Source organism: Bacteroides sp. NGMCC 1.200775 (assembly GCF_040798045.1).
Classification (GTDB): Bacteria; Bacteroidota; Bacteroidia; order Bacteroidales; family Bacteroidaceae; genus Bacteroides; species Bacteroides hominis.
In genome coordinates this window covers 130,389-150,673 of record NZ_JASCQK010000003.1, presented here as the reverse complement: position 1 = coordinate 150,673, position 20,285 = coordinate 130,389, and the positions used below count along the sequence as shown (strand labels likewise).

General features: G+C 50.6%; 10 protein-coding genes and 1 pseudogene. All 11 read left to right on the top strand.

Features of this window, described 5'->3' with window-relative positions; all coding sequences use genetic code 11:
• Positions 1–2: 2 nt before the first annotated feature.
• The 11 genes and pseudogenes from QK890_RS09840 to QK890_RS09790 all read left to right on the top strand — a co-directional run bounded on the left by QK890_RS09840 (position 3) and on the right by QK890_RS09790 (position 20,010).
• A complete protein-coding gene (locus tag QK890_RS09840; protein WP_005809263.1) occupies positions 3–1,604 on the top strand; it encodes a DUF3945 domain-containing protein in 1,602 nt (533 codons plus the stop codon).
• Positions 1,605–1,659: 55 nt separating this feature from the next.
• On the top strand, positions 1,660–3,747 hold the full coding sequence (locus QK890_RS09835) for a type IA DNA topoisomerase (protein WP_032542968.1): 2,088 nt from the start codon (positions 1,660–1,662) through the stop codon (positions 3,745–3,747).
• A 162-nt stretch (positions 3,748–3,909) separates the two neighbouring features.
• Positions 3,910–4,362 (top strand): DUF1896 domain-containing protein, encoded by a 453-nt coding sequence (locus QK890_RS09830; protein ID WP_004304266.1) that lies wholly within the window; start codon positions 3,910–3,912, stop codon positions 4,360–4,362.
• On the top strand, positions 4,352–10,168 hold the full coding sequence (locus QK890_RS09825; RefSeq protein ID WP_122246772.1) for an N-6 DNA methylase: 5,817 nt from the start codon (positions 4,352–4,354) through the stop codon (positions 10,166–10,168). Before QK890_RS09830 ends, QK890_RS09825 begins: the two co-directional genes overlap by 11 nt.
• 662 nt (positions 10,169–10,830) lie before the next feature.
• On the top strand, positions 10,831–12,777 hold the full coding sequence (tet(Q), locus tag QK890_RS09820) for a tetracycline resistance ribosomal protection protein Tet(Q) (RefSeq protein WP_117670051.1): 1,947 nt from the start codon (positions 10,831–10,833) through the stop codon (positions 12,775–12,777).
• Entirely contained in the window at positions 12,774–13,895 is a 1,122-nt protein-coding gene (locus tag QK890_RS09815) for an efflux RND transporter periplasmic adaptor subunit (RefSeq protein ID WP_005809248.1), read from the top strand. Before tet(Q) ends, QK890_RS09815 begins: the two co-directional genes overlap by 4 nt.
• A complete protein-coding gene (locus QK890_RS09810) occupies positions 13,892–17,005 on the top strand; it encodes an efflux RND transporter permease subunit (protein WP_005809243.1) in 3,114 nt (1,037 codons plus the stop codon). The genes QK890_RS09815 and QK890_RS09810 overlap by 4 nt, the downstream gene beginning before the upstream one ends.
• The gene (locus QK890_RS09805) at positions 17,006–18,364 is read left to right on the top strand and encodes an efflux transporter outer membrane subunit (RefSeq protein WP_005809240.1); all 1,359 of its coding nucleotides are present in this window, start codon (positions 17,006–17,008) and stop codon (positions 18,362–18,364) included.
• A gap of 121 nt (positions 18,365–18,485) precedes the next feature.
• Positions 18,486–18,713: pseudogene (locus tag QK890_RS09800) on the top strand (hypothetical protein); the annotation flags it as partial.
• Between the two features lie 2 nt (positions 18,714–18,715).
• Complete coding sequence (locus tag QK890_RS09795) at positions 18,716–19,759, top strand: ABC transporter permease (RefSeq protein ID WP_005809236.1); 1,044 nt, start codon at positions 18,716–18,718, stop codon at positions 19,757–19,759.
• Positions 19,759–20,010 carry an efflux RND transporter periplasmic adaptor subunit gene (locus QK890_RS09790; RefSeq protein WP_005809234.1) on the top strand — a complete coding sequence of 84 codons (252 nt, stop codon included), beginning with the start codon at positions 19,759–19,761 and terminating at the stop codon, positions 20,008–20,010. Before QK890_RS09795 ends, QK890_RS09790 begins: the two co-directional genes overlap by 1 nt.
• The last annotated feature ends 275 nt before the right edge of the window (positions 20,011–20,285 follow it).

Genomic DNA, 20,285 nt, shown 5'->3' with positions numbered 1-20,285 from the left:
AAATGGCAAAGAAAAAAAGCGAAAAGGACGTGCTGATAGTCCGTGATGAGAAGACGGGCGAGATCAGCGTGGTAGCCGGGCTGGATGCCGACGGTTCCCCCAAGCGCACCCCCGCGAAAGCGGAGAACGCGCAGAGTTTCCTGCAATTCGACCGCCACGGCGACGTGCTGGACAACTTCTTCAAAAACTTCTTCCGGCAGTGCAAGGAACCCAGCCGCTTCGGTTTCTACCGTGTCGCGGCAGACCAAGCCGACAAACTGATGGAGGTGATGAAAGACCTGCTGAAAGACCCCGAAGCCAACAAGGAACTGCTTGCGCCCCACAAGGTGGACACTTCCGGCTACGAAAAGCAGGTGAAGGAAGAACAGACCGCCGGAAAGACGGAGCAGACGGAACAAAAGCAGGAAGAGCAGCCCAAAGAAACCCCAAAACAGGAAGAAATGGAAAAGAAGCAGGAACAGAATCAGGAAGGCCCGCAACAACAGACGCAAGGCAGACGGGGCTACCAGCCCATTGACGAGAGCAAAATCAACTGGCAGGAGCTGGAAGAGAAATGGGGCGTGAAACGTGACGACCTTGAAAAGTCCGGCGACCTTCAGAAGATGCTCAACTACGGCAAGTCCGATTTGGTGAAAGTGTCGCCCAAGTTCGGCGGCGAGGCTTTCGAGCTGGATGCCCGCCTTTCCTTCAAGAAAGACGGCGAGGGAAATGTCAGCCTCGTGCCGCACTTCATCCGCAAGGAGCAGAAGTTAGATGAGTACAAGGAACACAAATTCTCCGACGAAGACCGTAAGAACCTGCGCGAAACGGGCAACCTCGGCAGGGTCGTGGACATCGTGGACAGGGAAACGGGTGAAATCATCCCCTCGTTCATCAGCATAGACCGCAAGACGAATGAAATCACAGACATACCAGCAAACAAGGTACGCATACCGGAGCGCATCGGAAAGACGGAAATCACCAAACAGGAACAGGATATGTTGCGTGCCGGGCTGCCCGTGCGCGACAAGCTCATCGAGCGTAACGACGGCAGGAAGTTCGTCACCACCCTCCAAGTGAATGTAGAGCAGCGAGGCGTGGAGTTCGTACCGGGAACCGGCAGGTCGCCCCGTACCGCCCAGACGCAGGAAGCCAAGAACAATCCCACGCAGGGACAGGCTCAGGGCATGGAAAACTCCGCAGCCCCACAGAAAGAGCAACGCCGCAACACGTGGACGAACGCCGACGGCAGCATCCGCCCCATCAGCAAATGGAGCGGTGTGAACTTCACCGACCAGCAGAAAGCCGATTACGCGGCAGGCAAAGCCATCAAACTGGAGAACGTGACCGACAAGCAAGGCTTCCACGCCACGATGTACATCAAGTTCAACCCGGAGAAGGGACGTCCGTACCGCTACGACACCAACCCCGACAACGCGCAGAAGGTCGCCCCGTCCAACGAGAGCCGCACACAGGTGGCGGTGAACAGCGAAGGAAAGACCAACGAGGCGACCAAGAACCTGAAAGAGCCGTTGCTGAAAGGGCAGACCGCTCCGAAAGACGACAAACAGCAAAAGCAGCAGGAAAAGCCTCAGAAGAAAAACAACAAGGGCATGAAGATGTAACATCCCGTGTCCGCCACTAAATCCAAAGTAATAATCCATTAAAAAGTAAAACAGCATGAAGACAATCATTGCAGAAAAGCCATCCGTGGCACGTGAAATCGCCCGCATCGTAGGCGCGACAAAGAGAGAGGAAGGATATTTCGAGGGAGGCGGCTATGCCGTGACATGGGCGTTCGGACACCTCGTCCAGCTTGCCATGCCCGACGGCTACGGCATACGCGGCTTCGTCCGTGACAACCTGCCCGTCATTCCCGAAACCTTCACGCTCATTCCCCGTCAGGAAAAGACAGAGAAGGGCTACAAACCCGACAGCGGCGTGGTGTCGCAGATAAAAATCATCGCCCGTCTTTTCAAGGAAAGCGAGCAGATCATTGTGGCGACCGATGCAGGACGCGAAGGTGAGCTTATCTTCAGATACCTCTACCATTATATCGGATGTACCACGCCTTTCGTGCGCCTCTGGATAAGTTCGCTCACCGATAAGGCTATCCGCGAGGGGTTGCGTAACCTCGAAGCGGGCGACAAATACGACAACCTCTACCTTGCCGCCAAAGCACGGAGCGAATCCGACTGGCTTGTGGGCATCAACGGCACGCAGGCACTCTCCATCGCAGCCGGACACGGCACATATTCCGTCGGACGGGTGCAGACACCCACGCTGGCGATGGTGTGCGCTCGCTATTGGGAAAACCGCCGTTTCACGGTGGAACCTTTCTGGCAGCTCCATATCGCCGCAGACACAGGCGACGGCGAAGTGGTGAAACTCTCATCTTCCAAGAAATGGAAAGAGAAAGAACCTGCCACAGCACTATATAATAAGGTAAAGGAAGCCGGCTTTGCCACTGTCACAAAAGCCGAACGTAAAGAGAAGATAGAGGAAACTCCGCTCCTGTATGACCTGACCACGCTCCAGAAGGAAGCCAACGCCAAGCACGGCTTCACGGCGGAACAGACGCTTGAAATCGCGCAGAAACTCTACGAAAAGAAGTTGATAACCTATCCGAGAACGGGAAGCCGCTACATCCCCGAAGACGTGTTTGCCGAAATTCCCAAACTGCTCGCTTTCATCGGCACACAGCCCGAATGGAAAGACAAGGTGCGGGCAAAAGCCGCCCCGACACGCCGCAGCGTGGACGACGGCAAGGTGACAGACCACCATGCCCTGCTCGTCACGGGTGAGAAACCGCTCTTCCTCTCCAAAGAGGACAATACCATCTATCAGATGATTGCCGGGCGCATGGTCGAGGCATTCTCTGAGAAATGCGTCAAGGATGTGACCACTGTCACGGCGGAATGTGCCGGAGTGGAGTTTACCGTAAAAGGCAGCGTCGTGAAGCAAACCGGATGGCGTGCCGTCTATGGCGAGGAAAAAGAGGAAATTACCATCCCCGGCTGGCAGGAAGGCGACACGCTGACACCGAAAGGCTCGTCCATTACCGAAGGAAAGACCAAACCCAAGCCGCTGCATACCGAAGCCACCCTGCTCTCGGCAATGGAAACGGCGGGCAAGGAAATTGAGGACGACGCACTGCGGCAGGCGATGAAGGACTGTGGCATCGGTACTCCCGCCACACGCGCCTCCATCATCGAAACGCTTTTCAAGCGCGGTTACATGGAACGCTGCAAGAAGTCGCTTGTTCCCACCGAAAAAGGACTTGCCCTCAATTCCGTCGTCAAGACGATGCGCATCGCCGATGTTGCCATGACGGGCGAATGGGAAAAGGAGCTGGCGCGTATCGAGCGCGGGGAACTGTCCGACGACACCTTCCGCAAGGAGATAGAGGCGTACACACGTGAGATAACCTCCGAACTGATCTCGTGCGACAAGCTCTTCGGCAGCCGTGACTCCGGCTGCGCGTGTCCCAAGTGTGGCACGGGCAGGATGCGGTTCTACGGCAAGGTGGTACGCTGCGACAACACGGAGTGCGGACTGCCCGTGTTCCGGCTGAAAGCGGGACGCACCCTGTCCGACGATGAAATCAAAGACCTGCTCACCGAAGGGCATACCAAGCTGCTCAAAGGGTTCAAGAGCAAACAGGGCAAGAGTTTCGATGCTGTTGTCGCCTTTGACGGGGAATATAACACGACTTTTGTGTTCCCGGAGGCTAAAAAGGACAAGAAATTTTCAGGACGGAAGAAATAGTATTAACTTTGCCACTTGTTCAGAGTAATGAATTGTTCTTCGATACCGGATTACACTCATACTTTGGATTTAGTGGTGGCACTCGGAGGGATACCGAGTGCCTTTTTCTTCCTTTTTCCAACCGATTATCCCGTTAATTATCAATCCGCTAAATCCAAAGTAATGAACAACAAGAAGAAAAACGAGGGTCAGACCGACTTTTCCTATTACGGTCTGTACCTGCTGGACTATCTCCGCACGAACAAGTTTGAACAGGCTGACGACACCGCTTTCATACGGGAACGGGCCGACCGTGCCGCCGAAACGTATGAGAGGGCACGGCTTGAAGGCTATCCCGCCGATGGTGCGCAGGAACTGGCGATGGACACGCTGCTGCGCGGGCTGCATTATTCCCGTTACGCCATCCTCCGCGAAGTCGTGGAAAACGAGTTTGCCGATGAAGTGCCGGAAGAGAAGCGTGAAGCCTTTGTCCTGAAACTGCTGCCGCTTGTCGGCAACGTGTTCTCCGTCTATGACCTCTCGGATGACAATTTCGCCCTGTCTTCCGATTACGACCTGCTCTACACGGAGCTGACGGGAGCAACCGTCCTTTACTTAGACGAATATGGCGTTTAACCGCAAACAGAAACTGCGGGACAACATCGAGGCGATACGGACGGCATTCATCCTTGACAGGGAAAATAGGACAGCGACAACCGAAGAGCGTGCCATACTTCAAAGGTACTGCGGTTTCGGCGGTCTGAAATGTATCCTCAACCCTGCAAAGGAACTGACGGATGCCGTCCGGTGGGCGAAATCCGACCTCGAACTGTTCGCCCCGACGGTGGAGCTGCACAGGCTTATCCGTGAGAACAGCAAGGACGAAACAGAGTACAAGCGGTTTGTGGATTCGCTGAAAGCGTCCGTGCTGACCGCTTTCTACACCCCCAAAGAGATAACCGACACCATCGCGGACGTGCTGGCAGATTACAGCGTCCGCCCCGCCCGTATGCTCGAACCGTCGGCAGGTGTCGGCGTGTTCGTGGATTCCATGCTGCGGCACAGCCCCAATGCGGATGTGATGGCTTTCGAGAAGGATCTGCTCACGGGTACAATCTTGAGGCATCTCTATCCCGACCAGAAAATGCGCACCTGCGGTTTTGAGAAAATCGAAAGACCGTTCAACAATTATTTCGACTTGGCGGTGTCCAACATTCCGTTCGGTGACATTGCCGTGTTCGACGCGGAGTTTCAGCGGAGCGACTCTTTCGGCAGACGCTCCGCCCAGAAAACCATCCACAACTATTTCTTTCTCAAAGGACTGGATGCCGTGCGTGACGGCGGTATCGTGGCGTTCATCACCTCGCAAGGGGTATTGAATAGCACCAAGACCTCCGTGCGTAACGAGCTGTTCAGTCAGGCCAATCTGGTATCCGCGATACGCCTGCCCAACAACCTGTTCACGGACAACGCGGGCACGGAGGTGGGCAGTGACCTGATTGTCCTGCAAAAGAACCTCAGCAAGAAGGAAATGTCGCAGGACGAGCGGCTGATGACCGTGATACAGACGGACACGAAAACCGCCCTGACCGACAACGCCTATTTCATCCACCACCCGGAACGCATCGTGCATACGATGGCGAAACTTGACACAGACCCCTACGGGAAGCCCGCTATGGTTTATCTGCACGAGGGCAAGGCAGCAGGCATCGCCGGGGATTTGCGCCGTATGCTCGACGAGGATTTCCATTACAGGCTTGCCATGCGCTTGTATTCGGGTTCAATCCGGCAGGCAGGAACGGAAGAAAAAGTTGCCGTTCAAAATAAAGTAGAGCGTCCTGCCATAAAATTGGAAACAGTATCCTCGGCGCAGACGGTGGAAACTCCGACAGAAAAGCCGCAACCCGCAGATGAAAAGCCGGAGATAGAACCGCGCCCGCAATATTCCGCAGGCGTGCAGCTCACCCTGCTTGACCTCTGGGGGATGACGGAAGAGGTCAGCCAACCGAAAACCTCCAAAAAGAAAAAGACGGTGAAAAAGGCAGTTACGGCAAAGTCCACTCCGCCCAAACCGAAAGTCACGGTTACACCGACAGCTCCAACTGCAAAACCCGCAATGGAGAATAAGGAGGTGAAAGCGGAGAACACCGCCAAGCCTGCCGACCCGGACGACATCTATGCCACACTGGACTGGGATACCAATCCTCCCATCAACGGTTTCTATGAAATGATGATGGGTTTGACGCCGGAGCGTAGGAAAGAACTTCGGGAACTGGCAAGGCAGCATAACGAGAAACAAGTGGCGGAAAAGACGGAAGTGAAAGCCGTGCCGGAAACTTCCCGTGAGCAGCCACGACAGGAGGAAACACAGCCGGAGGCAGTCGCCGCACCTGCCGTTACAGATACCCCATCGGAAGCGGTGGGGACTTTCCTTTTCCCCGACATCGAAGCGGAAAAGCCGAAGGAGGAAGTCGTGGACCTTTCTCCGCGTGCCTACCACCGCACGCCGGAGATGCACCTGCGCGAAGGGTCGCTGGTGGCTGACCGGGGGCGTCATAACATCGGCTACCTGAAAGACATCACGCCATACGGGGCGACATTCCAGCCGCTCGACCTGAAAGGATACCAGAAGGAAAAGGCGTTGTTGTATGTGTCGCTGCGTGACGCCTACGAGCGTCTGTACCGTTATGAATCGCTCCGGCGCGAGGCAAATGTTCCGTGGCGAGAGCATCTGAATACCTGTTACGATGAGTTTGTCATGCGCTACGGCAACCTCAACGCCAAGCAGAACGTGAAGTTAGTGATGATGGATGCGGGCGGGCGCGACATCCTTTCGCTGGAACGGATGGAAAACGGAAAGTTCGTCAAGGCGGACATCTTCGAGCATCCTGTTTCCTTCGCGGTGGAGAGCCATGCCAACGTAGGCTCTCCCGAAGAAGCCCTGTCTGCGTCGCTCAACAAATATGGTACGGTCAATCTCGACTATATGCGGGAGATAACCGACAGCACGGCGGAGGATTTGCTCACTGCCCTGCAAGGGCGCATCTACTACAATCCGCTCGTGACCGGTTACGAAATCAAAGACCGTTTCATCGCCGGAAATGTCATAGAGAAAGCGGAACGCATAGAGGCATGGATGGGTGACAATCCCGAAAATGAGCGTATGCCGGAGGTGAAGCAGGCGTTGGAGGCTCTGAAAGATGCCGAGCCGCAGCGCATCGCCTTCGAGGATCTGGACTTCAATTTCGGGGAACGCTGGATTCCGACGGGTGTCTATGCCGCCTACATGAGCCGGCTGTTCGACACGGAGGTGAAAATCGCCTATTCCGCAAGCATGGACGAGTTTTCGGTGGTGTGCGGCTACCGCACCATGAAAATCACGGACGAGTTTCTGGTGAAGGGGTATTACCGGAACTATGACGGTATGCACCTCCTAAAACACGCCCTGCACAACACCTGCCCTGACATGATGAAGTCCATCGGCAAGGACGAGCATGGCAACGACATCAAGATGCGCGACAGCGAGGGAATACAACTCGCCAACGCCAAGATTGACGAGATACGAAACGGCTTCTCCGAATGGCTCGAAGAGCAGTCGCCGCAGTTCAAGGAGCGGCTTGTGACGATGTATAACCGCAAGTTCAACTGTTTCGTGCGCCCGCGCTACGACGGCTCCCATCAGACCTTTCCCGACCTCAACCTGAAAGGGCTGGCAAGCCGGGGTATCAAGAGCGTCTATCCCTCACAGATGGATTGCGTCTGGATGTTGAAACAGAACGGCGGCGGAATTTGCGACCACGAGGTGGGAACCGGTAAGACGCTGATAATGTGCATCGCCGCGCATGAGATGAAGCGTCTGAATTTGGCACACAAGCCGATGATTATCGGGCTGAAAGCCAACGTTGCGGAGATTGCAGCCACCTATCAGGCGGCATATCCCAACGCACGTATTCTGTACGCTTCGGAGAAGGACTTTTCGACCGCCAACCGTGTGCGCTTCTTCAATAATATAAAGAACAACGACTACGATTGCGTCATCATGTCGCACGACCAGTTCGGCAAGATACCGCAGTCGCCGGAATTGCAGCAGCGCATCCTGCAAGCAGAGCTTGACACGGTGGAGGAAAACCTCGAAGTGCTACGGCAGCAGGGAAAGAACGTGTCGCGGGCGATGCTGAAAGGATTGGAGAAGCGCAAGCACAACCTTGAAGCGAAGCTGGAGAAGGTGGAACACGCCATAAAGTCACGCACGGACGACGTGGTGGATTTCAAGCAGATGGGCATCGACCACATCTTCATAGATGAGAGCCACCAGTTCAAGAATCTGACTTTCAACACGCGCCACGACCGTGTGGCGGGATTGGGAAACAGCGAGGGAAGCCAGAAGGCACTTAACATGCTCTTTGCCATACGCACCATACAGGAGCGCACAGGAAAAGACTTGGGTGCGACCTTCCTCTCCGGCACGACTATCAGCAACTCACTGACTGAATTGTACCTGCTGTTCAAGTACCTGCGCCCGAAGGAGCTGGAACGGCAGGACATAAGGTGTTTCGACGCTTGGGCGGCGATATTTGCCAAGAAGACGACGGATTTTGAATTTAACGTGACGAACAATGTGGTCCAGAAGGAGCGTTTCCGCTACTTCATCAAAGTGCCGGAGCTTGCCGCCTTCTATAATGAAATCACGGACTACCGCACGGCGGAGGATGTGGGCGTTGACCGTCCTGCCAAGAACGAGATACTGCACCATATACCGCCCACGCCGGAACAGGAGGACTTCATACAGAAACTGATGCAGTTCGCCAAGACGGGCGATGCCACCTTGTTGGGCAGGCTGCCGCTTTCGGAAACGGAAGAAAAGGCGAAGATGCTCATCGCCACGGACTATGCCCGGAAAATGGCACTCGACATGCGCATGATAGACCCGAATTACGAAGATCATCCCGACAACAAAGCGAGTCACTGTGCCAAGATGATCGCGGAGTATTATCAAAAATACGACGCCCAGAAAGGCACGCAGTTCGTTTTCTCTGATTTGGGGACATACCAGCCGGGCGACGGGTGGAACGTCTATTCGGAAATCAAGCGCAAACTGACGGAGGACTACGGTATACCGCCAAGCGAGGTGCGCTTCATTCAGGAGTGCAAGACCGACAAGGCGCGGAAGGCGGTGATAGACGCCATGAACGCCGGGACGGTGCGTGTGCTGTTCGGCTCCACCTCCATGCTCGGAACGGGTGTGAACGCACAGAAACGGTGTGTGGCAATTCATCATCTTGATACGCCGTGGCGACCGTCCGACCTGCAACAGCGTGACGGACGGGGAGTTAGAGCAGGCAACGAGATAGCCAAGCATTTCGCCGGGAACAACGTGGACGTAATAATCTACGCGGTGGAAAAATCACTGGACAGTTACAAGTTCAACCTCCTGCACTGCAAGCAGACTTTCATCAGCCAGCTTAAAAGCGGTGCTATGGAAGCGCGTACCATCGACGAGGGGGCAATGGACGAGAAATCGGGCATGAACTTCTCGGAATATATGGCGTTGCTATCCGGCAACACCGACCTGCTGGACAAGGCGAAACTGGAAAAACGTATCGCCTCGCTCGAAGGGGAACGCAAGTCGTTCAACAAGGGCAAGCGTGATTCGGAGTTCAAGCTGGAATCGAAGACCCGCGAGCTGGGCAACAACACAGCTTTCATAGATGCCATGACGGAGGACTGGAACCGCTTCCTCTCTGTGGTGCAGACCGACAAGGAGGGCAATCACCTTAATATAATAAAGGTGGACGGAGTGGATTCCGCCGATGAGAAAGTCATCGGAAAGCGTTTGCAGGAGATAGCCAAGAATGCCACGACCGGAGGGTTGTACACGCAGGTTGGAGAGTTTTACGGTTTCCCGATAAAGGTGGTCAGCGAAAGGATACTCAAAGAGGGATTGGAGTTTACCGACAACCGCTTCGTGGTCGAGGGGAACTACAAGTACACCTACAACAACGGGCATCTGGCGCTGGCTGACCCGTTGGCCGCCGCCCGCAACTTCCTCAACGCGATTGAGAGAATCCCCTCCATCATCGACCAGTATAAAGCGAAGAATGAGGTCTTGGAACGTGAGATACCGCAGTTGCAGGAGATAGCAGGCAAGGTGTGGAAGAAGGAGGAAGAACTGAAACAGTTGAAGTCCGAACTTGCCGCCCTTGACCGCAAGATACAGCTGGAACTTGCGCCGCCTACACCCGAAATCACCGAAAAGGAGCATGAAGGGCAACAGGTCAAACCGGAAGCGAAAGGTGTGCGAAACGGTATCAGGCAATATCCCGAAGATACATCACCGCAAATACGCAATCCATCGGAAAGTATTATCGCCAATCACACCATAACTGGGCATCCGGGGCTGTATGCCAAGGAGGAAACCCGGTCCAAAGGATTGAAAATATAACCTTAGGAATTTTATCTGAAGTATTAATAAGGGCTATCCCAAAAGGTCTAAAAGTAAATTTTATCCTTTCTGCAAGTATCTGTAGGATGGCAACTGCATTTTTTTTCTTTTTGGGCAGCCCTTATTAAAATTTATTCTTATTTTAGGTTATATACATTCATGTCCATTTATGTAAAAAATCCTGCTGACCTTGTTTATGTCTTGTCAGTCACCATTTGCAAAACCATATTTGACCCTCAAAGAGGCTGAATTTGATAAGCAACTTGCTACATACTCATAATAAGGAGCTAAATAGAACACGAATGGGAAATACTCAAATGCCAAACTAAAGAAGATATTGGCCAAAATAAACGTTATACCGAGAGAGAAACTTGATTTTTTTCAACTTCCTAAAACGTTGTTGTTCAAACATTTCTACTTATTTGTACTTACCAGTTGAACCTACGCTTCCCTAATAAAATGTCTATGGTAAAAAAAGTTAAAAAATCCTCCCACTTTTGTTAGATATATTTTTTTTGTGTAATTTTGCAATCGTTATGCGGCAGTAATAATATACATATTAATACGAGTTAGTAATCCTGTAGTTCTCACATGCTACGAGGAGGTATTAAAAGGTGCGTTTCGACAATGCATCTATTGTAGTATATTATTGCTTAATCCAAATGAATATTATAAATTTAGGAATTCTTGCTCACATTGATGCAGGAAAAACTTCCGTAACCGAGAATCTGCTGTTTGCCAGTGGAGCAACGGAAAAGTGCGGCCGTGTGGATAATGGTGACACCATAACAGACTCTATGGATATAGAGAAACGTAGAGGAATTACTGTTCGGGCTTCTACGACATCTATTATCTGGAATGGAGTGAAATGCAATATCATTGACACTCCGGGACACATGGATTTTATTGCGGAAGTGGAGCGGACATTCAAAATGCTTGATGGAGCAGTCCTCATCTTATCCGCAAAGGAAGGCATACAAGCGCAAACAAAGTTGCTGTTCAATACTTTACAAAAACTGCAAATCCCGACAATTATATTTATCAATAAAATTGACCGTGACGGTGTGAATTTAGAGCGTTTGTATCTGGATATAAAAACAAATCTGTCTCAAGATGTCCTGTTTATGCAAACTGTTGTCGATGGATTGGTTTATCCGATTTGCTCCCAAACATATATAAAGGAAGAATACAAAGAATTTGTATGCAACCATGACGACAATATATTAGAACGATATTTGGCGGATAGCGAAATTTCACCGGCTGATTATTGGAATACGATAATCGATCTTGTGGCAAAAGCCAAAGTCTATCCGGTACTACATGGATCAGCAATGTTCAATATCGGTATCAATGAGTTGTTGGACGCCATCTCTTCTTTTATACTTCCTCCAGAATCAGTCTCAAACAGACTTTCAGCTTATCTCTATAAGATAGAGCATGACCCCAAAGGACATAAAAGAAGTTTTCTAAAAATAATTGACGGAAGTCTGAGACTTCGAGACATTGTAAGAATCAACGATTCGGAAAAATTCATCAAGATTAAAAATCTAAAGACTATTTATCAGGGCAGAGAGATAAATGTTGATGAAGTGGGGGCCAATGATATCGCGATTGTAGAAGATATGGAAGATTTTCGAATCGGAGATTATTTAGGTACTAAACCTTGTTTGATTCAAGGGTTATCTCATCAGCATCCCGCTCTCAAATCCTCCGTCCGGCCAGACAGGTCCGAAGAGAGAAGCAAGGTGATATCCGCTCTGAATACATTGTGGATTGAAGACCCGTCTTTGTCCTTTTCCATAAACTCATATAGTGATGAATTGGAAATCTCGTTATATGGTTTGACACAAAAGGAAATCATACAGACATTGCTGGAAGAACGATTTTCCGTAAAGGTCCATTTTGATGAGATCAAGACTATCTACAAAGAACGACCTGTAAAAAAGGTCAATAAGATTATTCAGATCGAAGTGCCACCCAACCCTTACTGGGCCACAATAGGGCTGACGCTTGAACCCTTGCCGTTAGGGACAGGGTTGCAAATCGAAAGTGACATCTCCTATGGTTATCTGAACCATTCTTTTCAAAATGCCGTTTTTGAAGGGATTCGTATGTCTTGCCAATCTGGTTTACATGGATGGGAAGTGACTGATCTGAAAGTAACTTTTACTCAAGCCGAGTATTATAGCCCGGTAAGTACACCTGCTGATTTCAGACAGCTGACCCCTTATGTCTTCAGGCTGGCCTTGCAACAGTCAGGTGTGGACATTCTCGAACCGATGCTCTATTTTGAGTTGCAGATACCCCAAGCGGCAAGTTCCAAAGCTATTACAGATTTGCAAAAAATGATGTCTGAGATTGAAGACATCAGTTGCAATAATGAGTGGTGTCATATTAAAGGGAAAGTTCCATTAAATACAAGTAAAGACTACGCCTCAGAAGTAAGTTCATACACTAAGGGCTTAGGCGTTTTTATGGTCAAGCCATGCGGGTATCAAATAACAAAAGGCGATTATTCTGATAATATCCGCATGAACGAAAAAGATAAACTTTTATTCATGTTCCAAAAATCAATTTATGAATTAATACAAAACAAGAAGAAAATATGAACAAGCAATTCATTATCACGAATTTCGCCGCATTTGCTCTCATGCTGTTCCTGCCGACCGGATGCAGGCAGGCGGACGGCAAGCAGGATGCGGTGCAGAGTTATCGGGTCATAAAGGTCGCGGCAAGTCCGGTGGAAATCTCCGAGTCCTATTCCGCCGCCATACGCGGACGGCAGGATGTGGACATCCTGCCGCAAATATCCGGGCGCATTATCCGTCTGAAAGTGAAAGAGGGTGAACGGGTGAAGACCGGTCAAGTATTGGCTGTAATTGACCAAGTGCCCTATCGGGCGGCATTACGCACGGCGCAGGCCAATGTCAGCGCGGCACAGGCAAAAGTGGAAACGGCAAGAATCGAGCTGCGGGGCAAGCAGGCATTGTTTGACGAGAAGGTCATATCCGACTACGAGCTTTCTCTCGCCCGGAACCAACTGGCAGTGGCGTGTGCTGAACTCGAACAGGCAAAGGCACAAGAATCGGATGCACGCAACAATCTCTCCTATACGGAAATCAAAAGCCCGAGCAACGGAGTAGTAGGCACATTGCCCTATCGCATCGGTGCGCTTGTCGGTCCCAATATGGCACAGCCTTTCACGGTCGTGTCCGACAATGCGGAGATGTATGCCTATTTCTCCATTTCGGAGAATATGCTACGGCGATATTCGGCTCGCTATGGCTCGATTGACAGCATGATAGCCGGGACGCCGGAAGTGGGCCTGCAACTCAACGACGGCAGCCTGTACAAGGCGAAAGGACGTATTGAAACCGTAAGCGGCGTGGTGGATCCTGTTACCGGAACGGTACAAATCAAAGCCCTGTTCCCCAATCCCGACCGCGAACTGTTGAGTGGCAGCATCGGCAATGTCATCCTTCAAAACCCGAAAACGGAGGCCGTAACCATTCCCATGACCGCCACCGTGGAACTGCAGGACAAGATTATCGCTTACCGTCTGAAAAACGGACAGGCGGAAGCCGCCTATCTCACGGTGGACCGCCTGAACGACGGCAACCGGTTTATCGTAAAAGAAGGTCTTTCGGTCGGTGACACCATTGTCGCCGAAGGCGTGGGACTGGTGAGAGAAGGCATGAGCATAACCCCTAAAAACGAAACGAAATGAACCTGCGATTTTTTATAGACCGCCCGGTGTTTTCGGGCGTTATCTCGGTGGTGATTGTACTGTTGGGCATGATTTCCATGTTTTCCTTGCCGGTGGAACAATACCCCGACATCGCACCTCCGACCATCAACGTATTCGCAACTTATCCGGGAGCAAACGCTGAAACCGTGCAGAAGGCAGTGATAACCCCTCTGGAAGAAGCCATCAACGGAGTGGAAGACATGACCTATATGACTTCCACGGCATCGAATACGGGAGATGCTTCCATCAACATCTATTTCAAACAGGGAACCAACGCGGACATGGCGGCGGTAAACGTGCAGAACCGCGTGAACGGCGCACTGAGCCAACTTCCGGCGGAAGCCACCAAGACCGGTGTCACCACTGAAAAGCAGCAGAATGCCGAACTGATGACTTTCGCGCTCTATTCGCCCGATGACCGCTTCGACCAGACCTTCCTGAGCAATTACGTGAAAATCAATGTCGAGCCGAGGCTGAAACGTATCAGCGGCGTGGGAAAGGCACAGTTGTTCGGTTCCAACTACAGCATGCGACTTTGGCTGCGTCCCGACAAGATGGCGCAATACGGGCTTATCCCCGATGACATCTCTGCCGTACTTGCACGACAGAACATCGAGGCCGCCACCGGCTCCTTCGGTGCCAATCATCCTACCGCCAATGAATACACGATGAAATACCGCGGACGCTTGTCCGGAGCGGAAGAGTTCGGTGAGCTGGTCGTCAAGTCACTGCCGGGCGGCAATGTGCTTCGGTTGAAAGAGGTTGCCGATGTGGAACTGGGCGATGAATACTACAACTATTCCTCCGAGGTGAACGGGCATCCGGCAGCTATGATGCTCATCAACCAGAAAGCCGGGTCCAATGCATCAAGCACCATCAAGGAGATTCACGAAGTGCTTGACGACCTTAGCCGGGACTTGCCCGAAGGGACGGAATTCGTGGTGCTTACCGATACCAACAAGTTCCTGTATGCCTCCATCCACTCTGTCCTCCGCACCTTATTGGAAGCGATACTTCTGGTCATCGTGGTGGTGTATGTGTTCTTGCAGGACATCAAGTCAACGCTTATCCCTACCATATCCATCTTCGTTTCCATCATCGGCACATTTGCCGTGATGTCCATGATTGGATTCTCCATCAACCTGCTCACCCTGTTCGCGCTTGTGCTTGCCATCGGAACCGTGGTCGATGATGCCATTGTGGTGGTGGAAGCGGTGCAGGCGAAGTTCGATGAGGGCTATCAATCAGCAGTTCTCGCGGCTGATGATGCCATGAAAGGCGTTTCGTCGGCTATCCTGACCTCTACCATAATCTTTATGGCAGTGTTTTTCCCCGTAGCCATGATGGGCGGGACTTCGGGAGCGTTCTACACGCAGTTCGGTATCACGATGGCTGTTGCCGTGGGAATCTCGGCAGTCAATGCCTTCACACTCTCACCGGCACTTTGCGCGCTGCTGCTGAAACCCTATATCGATGAGCAGGGCAACACTAAGAACAATTTTGCAGCCCGTTTCCGTAAAGCGTTCAATGCCGTCTTCGACAGTCTGAGCCGACGCTATGTACGTGGAGTGATGTTCATTATCCATCGCCGATGGCTGTTGTGGAGCATCATAGGCATTTCTTTCGGGTTGCTGGTGCTGCTGGTCAATGTCACAAAGACGGGACTTATTCCCGAAGAGGACACCGGGACGGTCATGGTGAGCATGAACACGAAGCCCGGCACATCCATGGCTCAGACAAGTAAGGTGATGGAGCGTATCAACAGCCGTCTCGACAGCATCGGCGAGATTGAATACAGCGGTGCGGTAGCCGGTTTCTCTTTCAGCGGTTCCGGTCCCTCGCAGGCGATGTATTTCGTGACACTCAAAGACTGGGAGGATCGTAAGGGAGAGGGGCAGTCGGTGAATGATGTCATCGGAAAGATTTATGCCGCCACTTCAGATATTCCCGATGCCACGGTGTTCGCCATGTCGCCTCCGATGATTGCCGGGTACGGCATGGGAAACGGTTTCGAGCTTTATTTGCAGGACAAGGCGGGCGGAAACATCGCCGCTTTCAAGGAAGAGGCGGACAAGTTTGTCGAAGCCTTGTCGCAACGACCCGAAATCGGCGAAGTCTATTCCTCCTTTGCCACGGACTATCCGCAATACTGGGTGGATATCGATGCCGCCAAATGTGAGCAGTCGGGTGTGTCGCCCGCAGATGTGCTTTCCACATTGTCGGGCTATTATACCGGACAATATGTTTCCGACTTTAACCGGTTCTCCAAGCTCTACCATGTGACCATGCAGGCTCCGGCGGAATATCGTGTGAATGCGGAATCCCTGCACCACATGTATGTGCGCGCCTCCGATGGCGGCATGTCGCCTTTGAGCCGGTTCGTGCGCCTGACCAAGACCAACGGCCCGTCAGACCTCACCCGTTTCAACCTGTTCAACGCCATCTCGATTAGCGGGTCGCCGGCGCAGGGTTACAGTTCAGGGCAGGTGCTCGAAGCCATCGGCGAGACGGCACGTGAAGTGCTTCCGTCAAATTACACATACGAGTTTGGCGGCATTTCGCGTGAGGAAAGCAAGACGACCAACAATGCCACGCTTATATTCCTGCTCTGCATGGTTCTGGTCTATCTGATTCTGTGCGCCTTGTATGAGAGCGTGTTCATACCCTTCGCGGTTCTGTTGTCGGTGCCTTGCGGACTAATGGGCAGTTTCCTGTTTGCGTGGCTCTTCGGTCTGGAGAACAACATCTACATGCAGACCGGATTAATCATGATTATCGGCCTGCTTGCCAAGACCGCCATCCTGCTTACCGAATACGCCGGCAAGCGGCGGTCGGAAGGCATGACGCTGGCACAGGCAGCATACAGTGCGGCAAAAGTCCGCCTGCGCCCTATATTGATGACTGTGCTGTCCATGGTGTTCGGTCTTGTCCCGCTGATGATGGCGCACGGAGTGGGTGCCAACGGCAGCCGTTCGCTTGCCACAGGTGTAATCGGTGGAATGATTGTCGGTACTTTGGCTCTGTTGTTCCTTGTGCCGTCATTGTTTATTGTATTCCAATATATTCAAGAACGTGTTAAGCATAATTAAATGAAGAAGACAGTAATATATATCATATTGTCAGGATGGATGTTTGCCGGTTGTGGCACATACAGCCGGTATCATCGTCCTGACCTCTCAACGGAGAATCTGTATCGGGACGTACCGGCGGACATTGATACAACGACCATCGCGTCCCTGTCGTGGCGGGAAATGTTTACCGACCCGAAACTCCAGTCCTTGATTGAAACCGGACTTGAACGGAACACAGACCTCAATGTGGCACGGTTACGCGTGGAAGCGACAGAAGCCGTCCTGATGACTGCCAGACTATCATATCTTCCATCACTGGGACTGACTGCCGAAGGTAATGCCAATAAACATGACGGAGCAACGGCAAAGACATATAATGTGGGAGCGTCGGCAAGCTGGGAACTGGACATCTTCGGCAAACTTACGGCGGCAAAGCGTGGTGCAGCCGCCGCGTTACAAGGAAGCCGTGCCTACCGGCAGGCCGTACAGACACAGCTTGTCGCCACTATTGCAGACAGTTACTACACCCTTGCCATGCTTGACGCACAAATGGCAATAAGTAACCGGACTTTGGAGAACTGGCGGACTACCGTACGTACTCTTGAAGCGTTGAAAAAAGTGGGGAAATCAAACGAAGCCGGCGTATTGCAGGCAAAGGCGAACGTGATGCGACTCGAAGCATCCCTGTTATCCATACGCAAGAGTATTTCCGAAACAGAAAATGCCCTGTCTGCGATACTTGCCATGCCGTCACACTCGATTGGACGAAGTAATCTGGCCGAGGCTGCTTTCCCCGATACTGTCTCGATTGGAGTCCCTTTGCAACTGCTTTCCAACCGTCCCGACGTGCGTCAGGCTGAAATGGAACTGGCGCAGGCGTTCTACGCCACCAATGCGGCTCGTGCCGCCTTCTATCCCAATATTACCCTCTCGGGGACTCTTGGATGGACTAATAACGGCGGTGGCGTAATCGTAAATCCCGGACAATGGTTGCTCAATGCCATCGGTTCCCTGACACAGCCCTTATTCAACCGGGGCACAAACATCGCCAACTTGAAGATAGCCAAAAGCCGTCAGGAAGAAGCCAAACTGTTGTTCCGGCAATCATTGCTGAACGCTGGAAAAGAAGTGAACGATGCTCTGACTGCATGGCAGACGGCAAAATCGCAAATTGAAATCAATGCTCGACAGGTTGAAACATTATGCGATGCTGTGCGAAAGACAGAATCGCTTATGCGTCATTCCAATGCCACCTATCTGGAAGTGTTGACCGCCCAACAGTCTCTTCTCGAAGCGGAAGTGCAACAGCTACAAACTCGTTTTGAACGCATACAAAGTGTAATCAAACTTTATCATGTGTTGGGAGGAGGAATGTAACTGCAATAAATAGAAAAATTTGAAATTATTATTAGTGTTATTCATCTCGGATATTTTTCGTGATTCTGCCGCATGTAGATATTGTACGAAAGCAATATTTGGATTGTAAAATATCAAGCCAATGAAAATACTTTTGCAGCATAAAATATTTATAGGATACTTTCTTTTAATGGCGATCATTGGCAGCATGGTCGCTATTGTTCTGCACGAGCGTAGTCGTGTACAGAAAATAGAGAATGAATCAATCGCTATTTTTCAAACCCAGCACAATATCAATACCACACACCGCTATGTGACCACGTTAGTAACTTATGGTGAATCCGTCATGGTATGGAATGATGAGGATTCTGGGTGAAGTATAAGAATATCAGAGAAGGGGAACAATTGCATTTCGATTTGCATTTTCTTAACCGCATAAAGAAACAGTTCCCGGGGATAAAAGCTATTTCGCCTGAAATAACAGGACCTTATTCGCAAGTGATGAATAAAGCTAAAAGCGGACTTTTTAAGATTATAGGAATCAATGAAAACTATATGGGAATTAAGATACTTAAAATCAACGAAGATGGACGATATTTTAATAAAGGAGATGACGAGAATACCCGTAATGTTACCATTATCGGCGAAAATGTCAGTACGACCTTATTTAATAATCAAAAAGCGTTGGGTAAGTCGATCAACATTGCCGGTATTGATTTTAAGGTGATAGGCGTACTAAAGAATGATGATATTTTCAGCGCTTCGGAAATCAATTCGGTATATGTGCCCTTCTCAAGTTACATAAACTGTATTGACAATAAGACTCCATTGCGCGCTTTCTGTTTATATCTGAACAAAGAAGTTGATTCCAAGCGATTTGAGAATGAGCTGAGAGCCTTCATCGCTAATAAATACCAATTTGCTTATTCTGATAAGCAAGCCTTACAGATAATCAATTTTGAGACACAAACATCTGCTTTTGAGGGACTCTTTGATGGATTGAAAATGTTTATCTGGATCGTAGGAATTTGTTTTCTGATAAGTGGTATTGTTGGAGTAAGCAACATCATGTTTGTCGTGATCAAAGAAAGGAGTAGCGAAATAGGCATCCGTAAGGCTGTAGGAGCAACTCCTAAATCCATTCTTGTGTTAATGCTGACGGAATCTGTCATCATAACTGTAATCTCCGGTATCATCGGATTGATATCAGGTGCAGCTATTCTTGAGATTATAAATTGGTTGCTCGAAAGCGCCCGTCACGCGACAATGATAAAGCATGCAGAAATAGATATAAATGTAGCTGTTCTCGCTTTGGTTATCTTGATTTTGTCCGGTGTCATTGCCGGAGCATTTCCGGCTATGAAAGCATCTGTTATACAACCCATTGACGCCATTAGAAACGAAAATATAGGATAATGAAGACATTTAAGATTATATTAATTTGCATCTTTTCCGCCACACTGGCATTTGTTGCTTTTCGTTCTTCGCTAAGAGGTACAAAGGCAATTTACGAAACTACACAACCACAATATCGCGAGATCAAAGAGGAAATAAACATATCCGGCAATGTTTTTCCGATGAAGGAGATCGAAATAAAATCGCAGATATCGGGAGTCCTGGACAAGATTAATGTTTCGATAGGAGATAAAGTGCGCATAGGAGATTAAATATAAATTCAAGCAATCATAGCCCGTAATTCACTGAATTTGGCTATCTTTGCATAACATTTGAGAAAAACGGCGATTGGCAGGAGCTTTTCGCCGCCAACATATAGGATAAGACCGCAAGGCGTTTCAAGCGAAAATCTGGTAAATTGGAACTACGGAGACGATTGCGTGATGCTTATGCTATGCTTACGCATAGCGTGCATTCACGTACTCTCCGTAAAGGCTTTACCAGAGCCATCGCTTGAAGGTAGTGTGAATTGCACGCTACTTTTTTA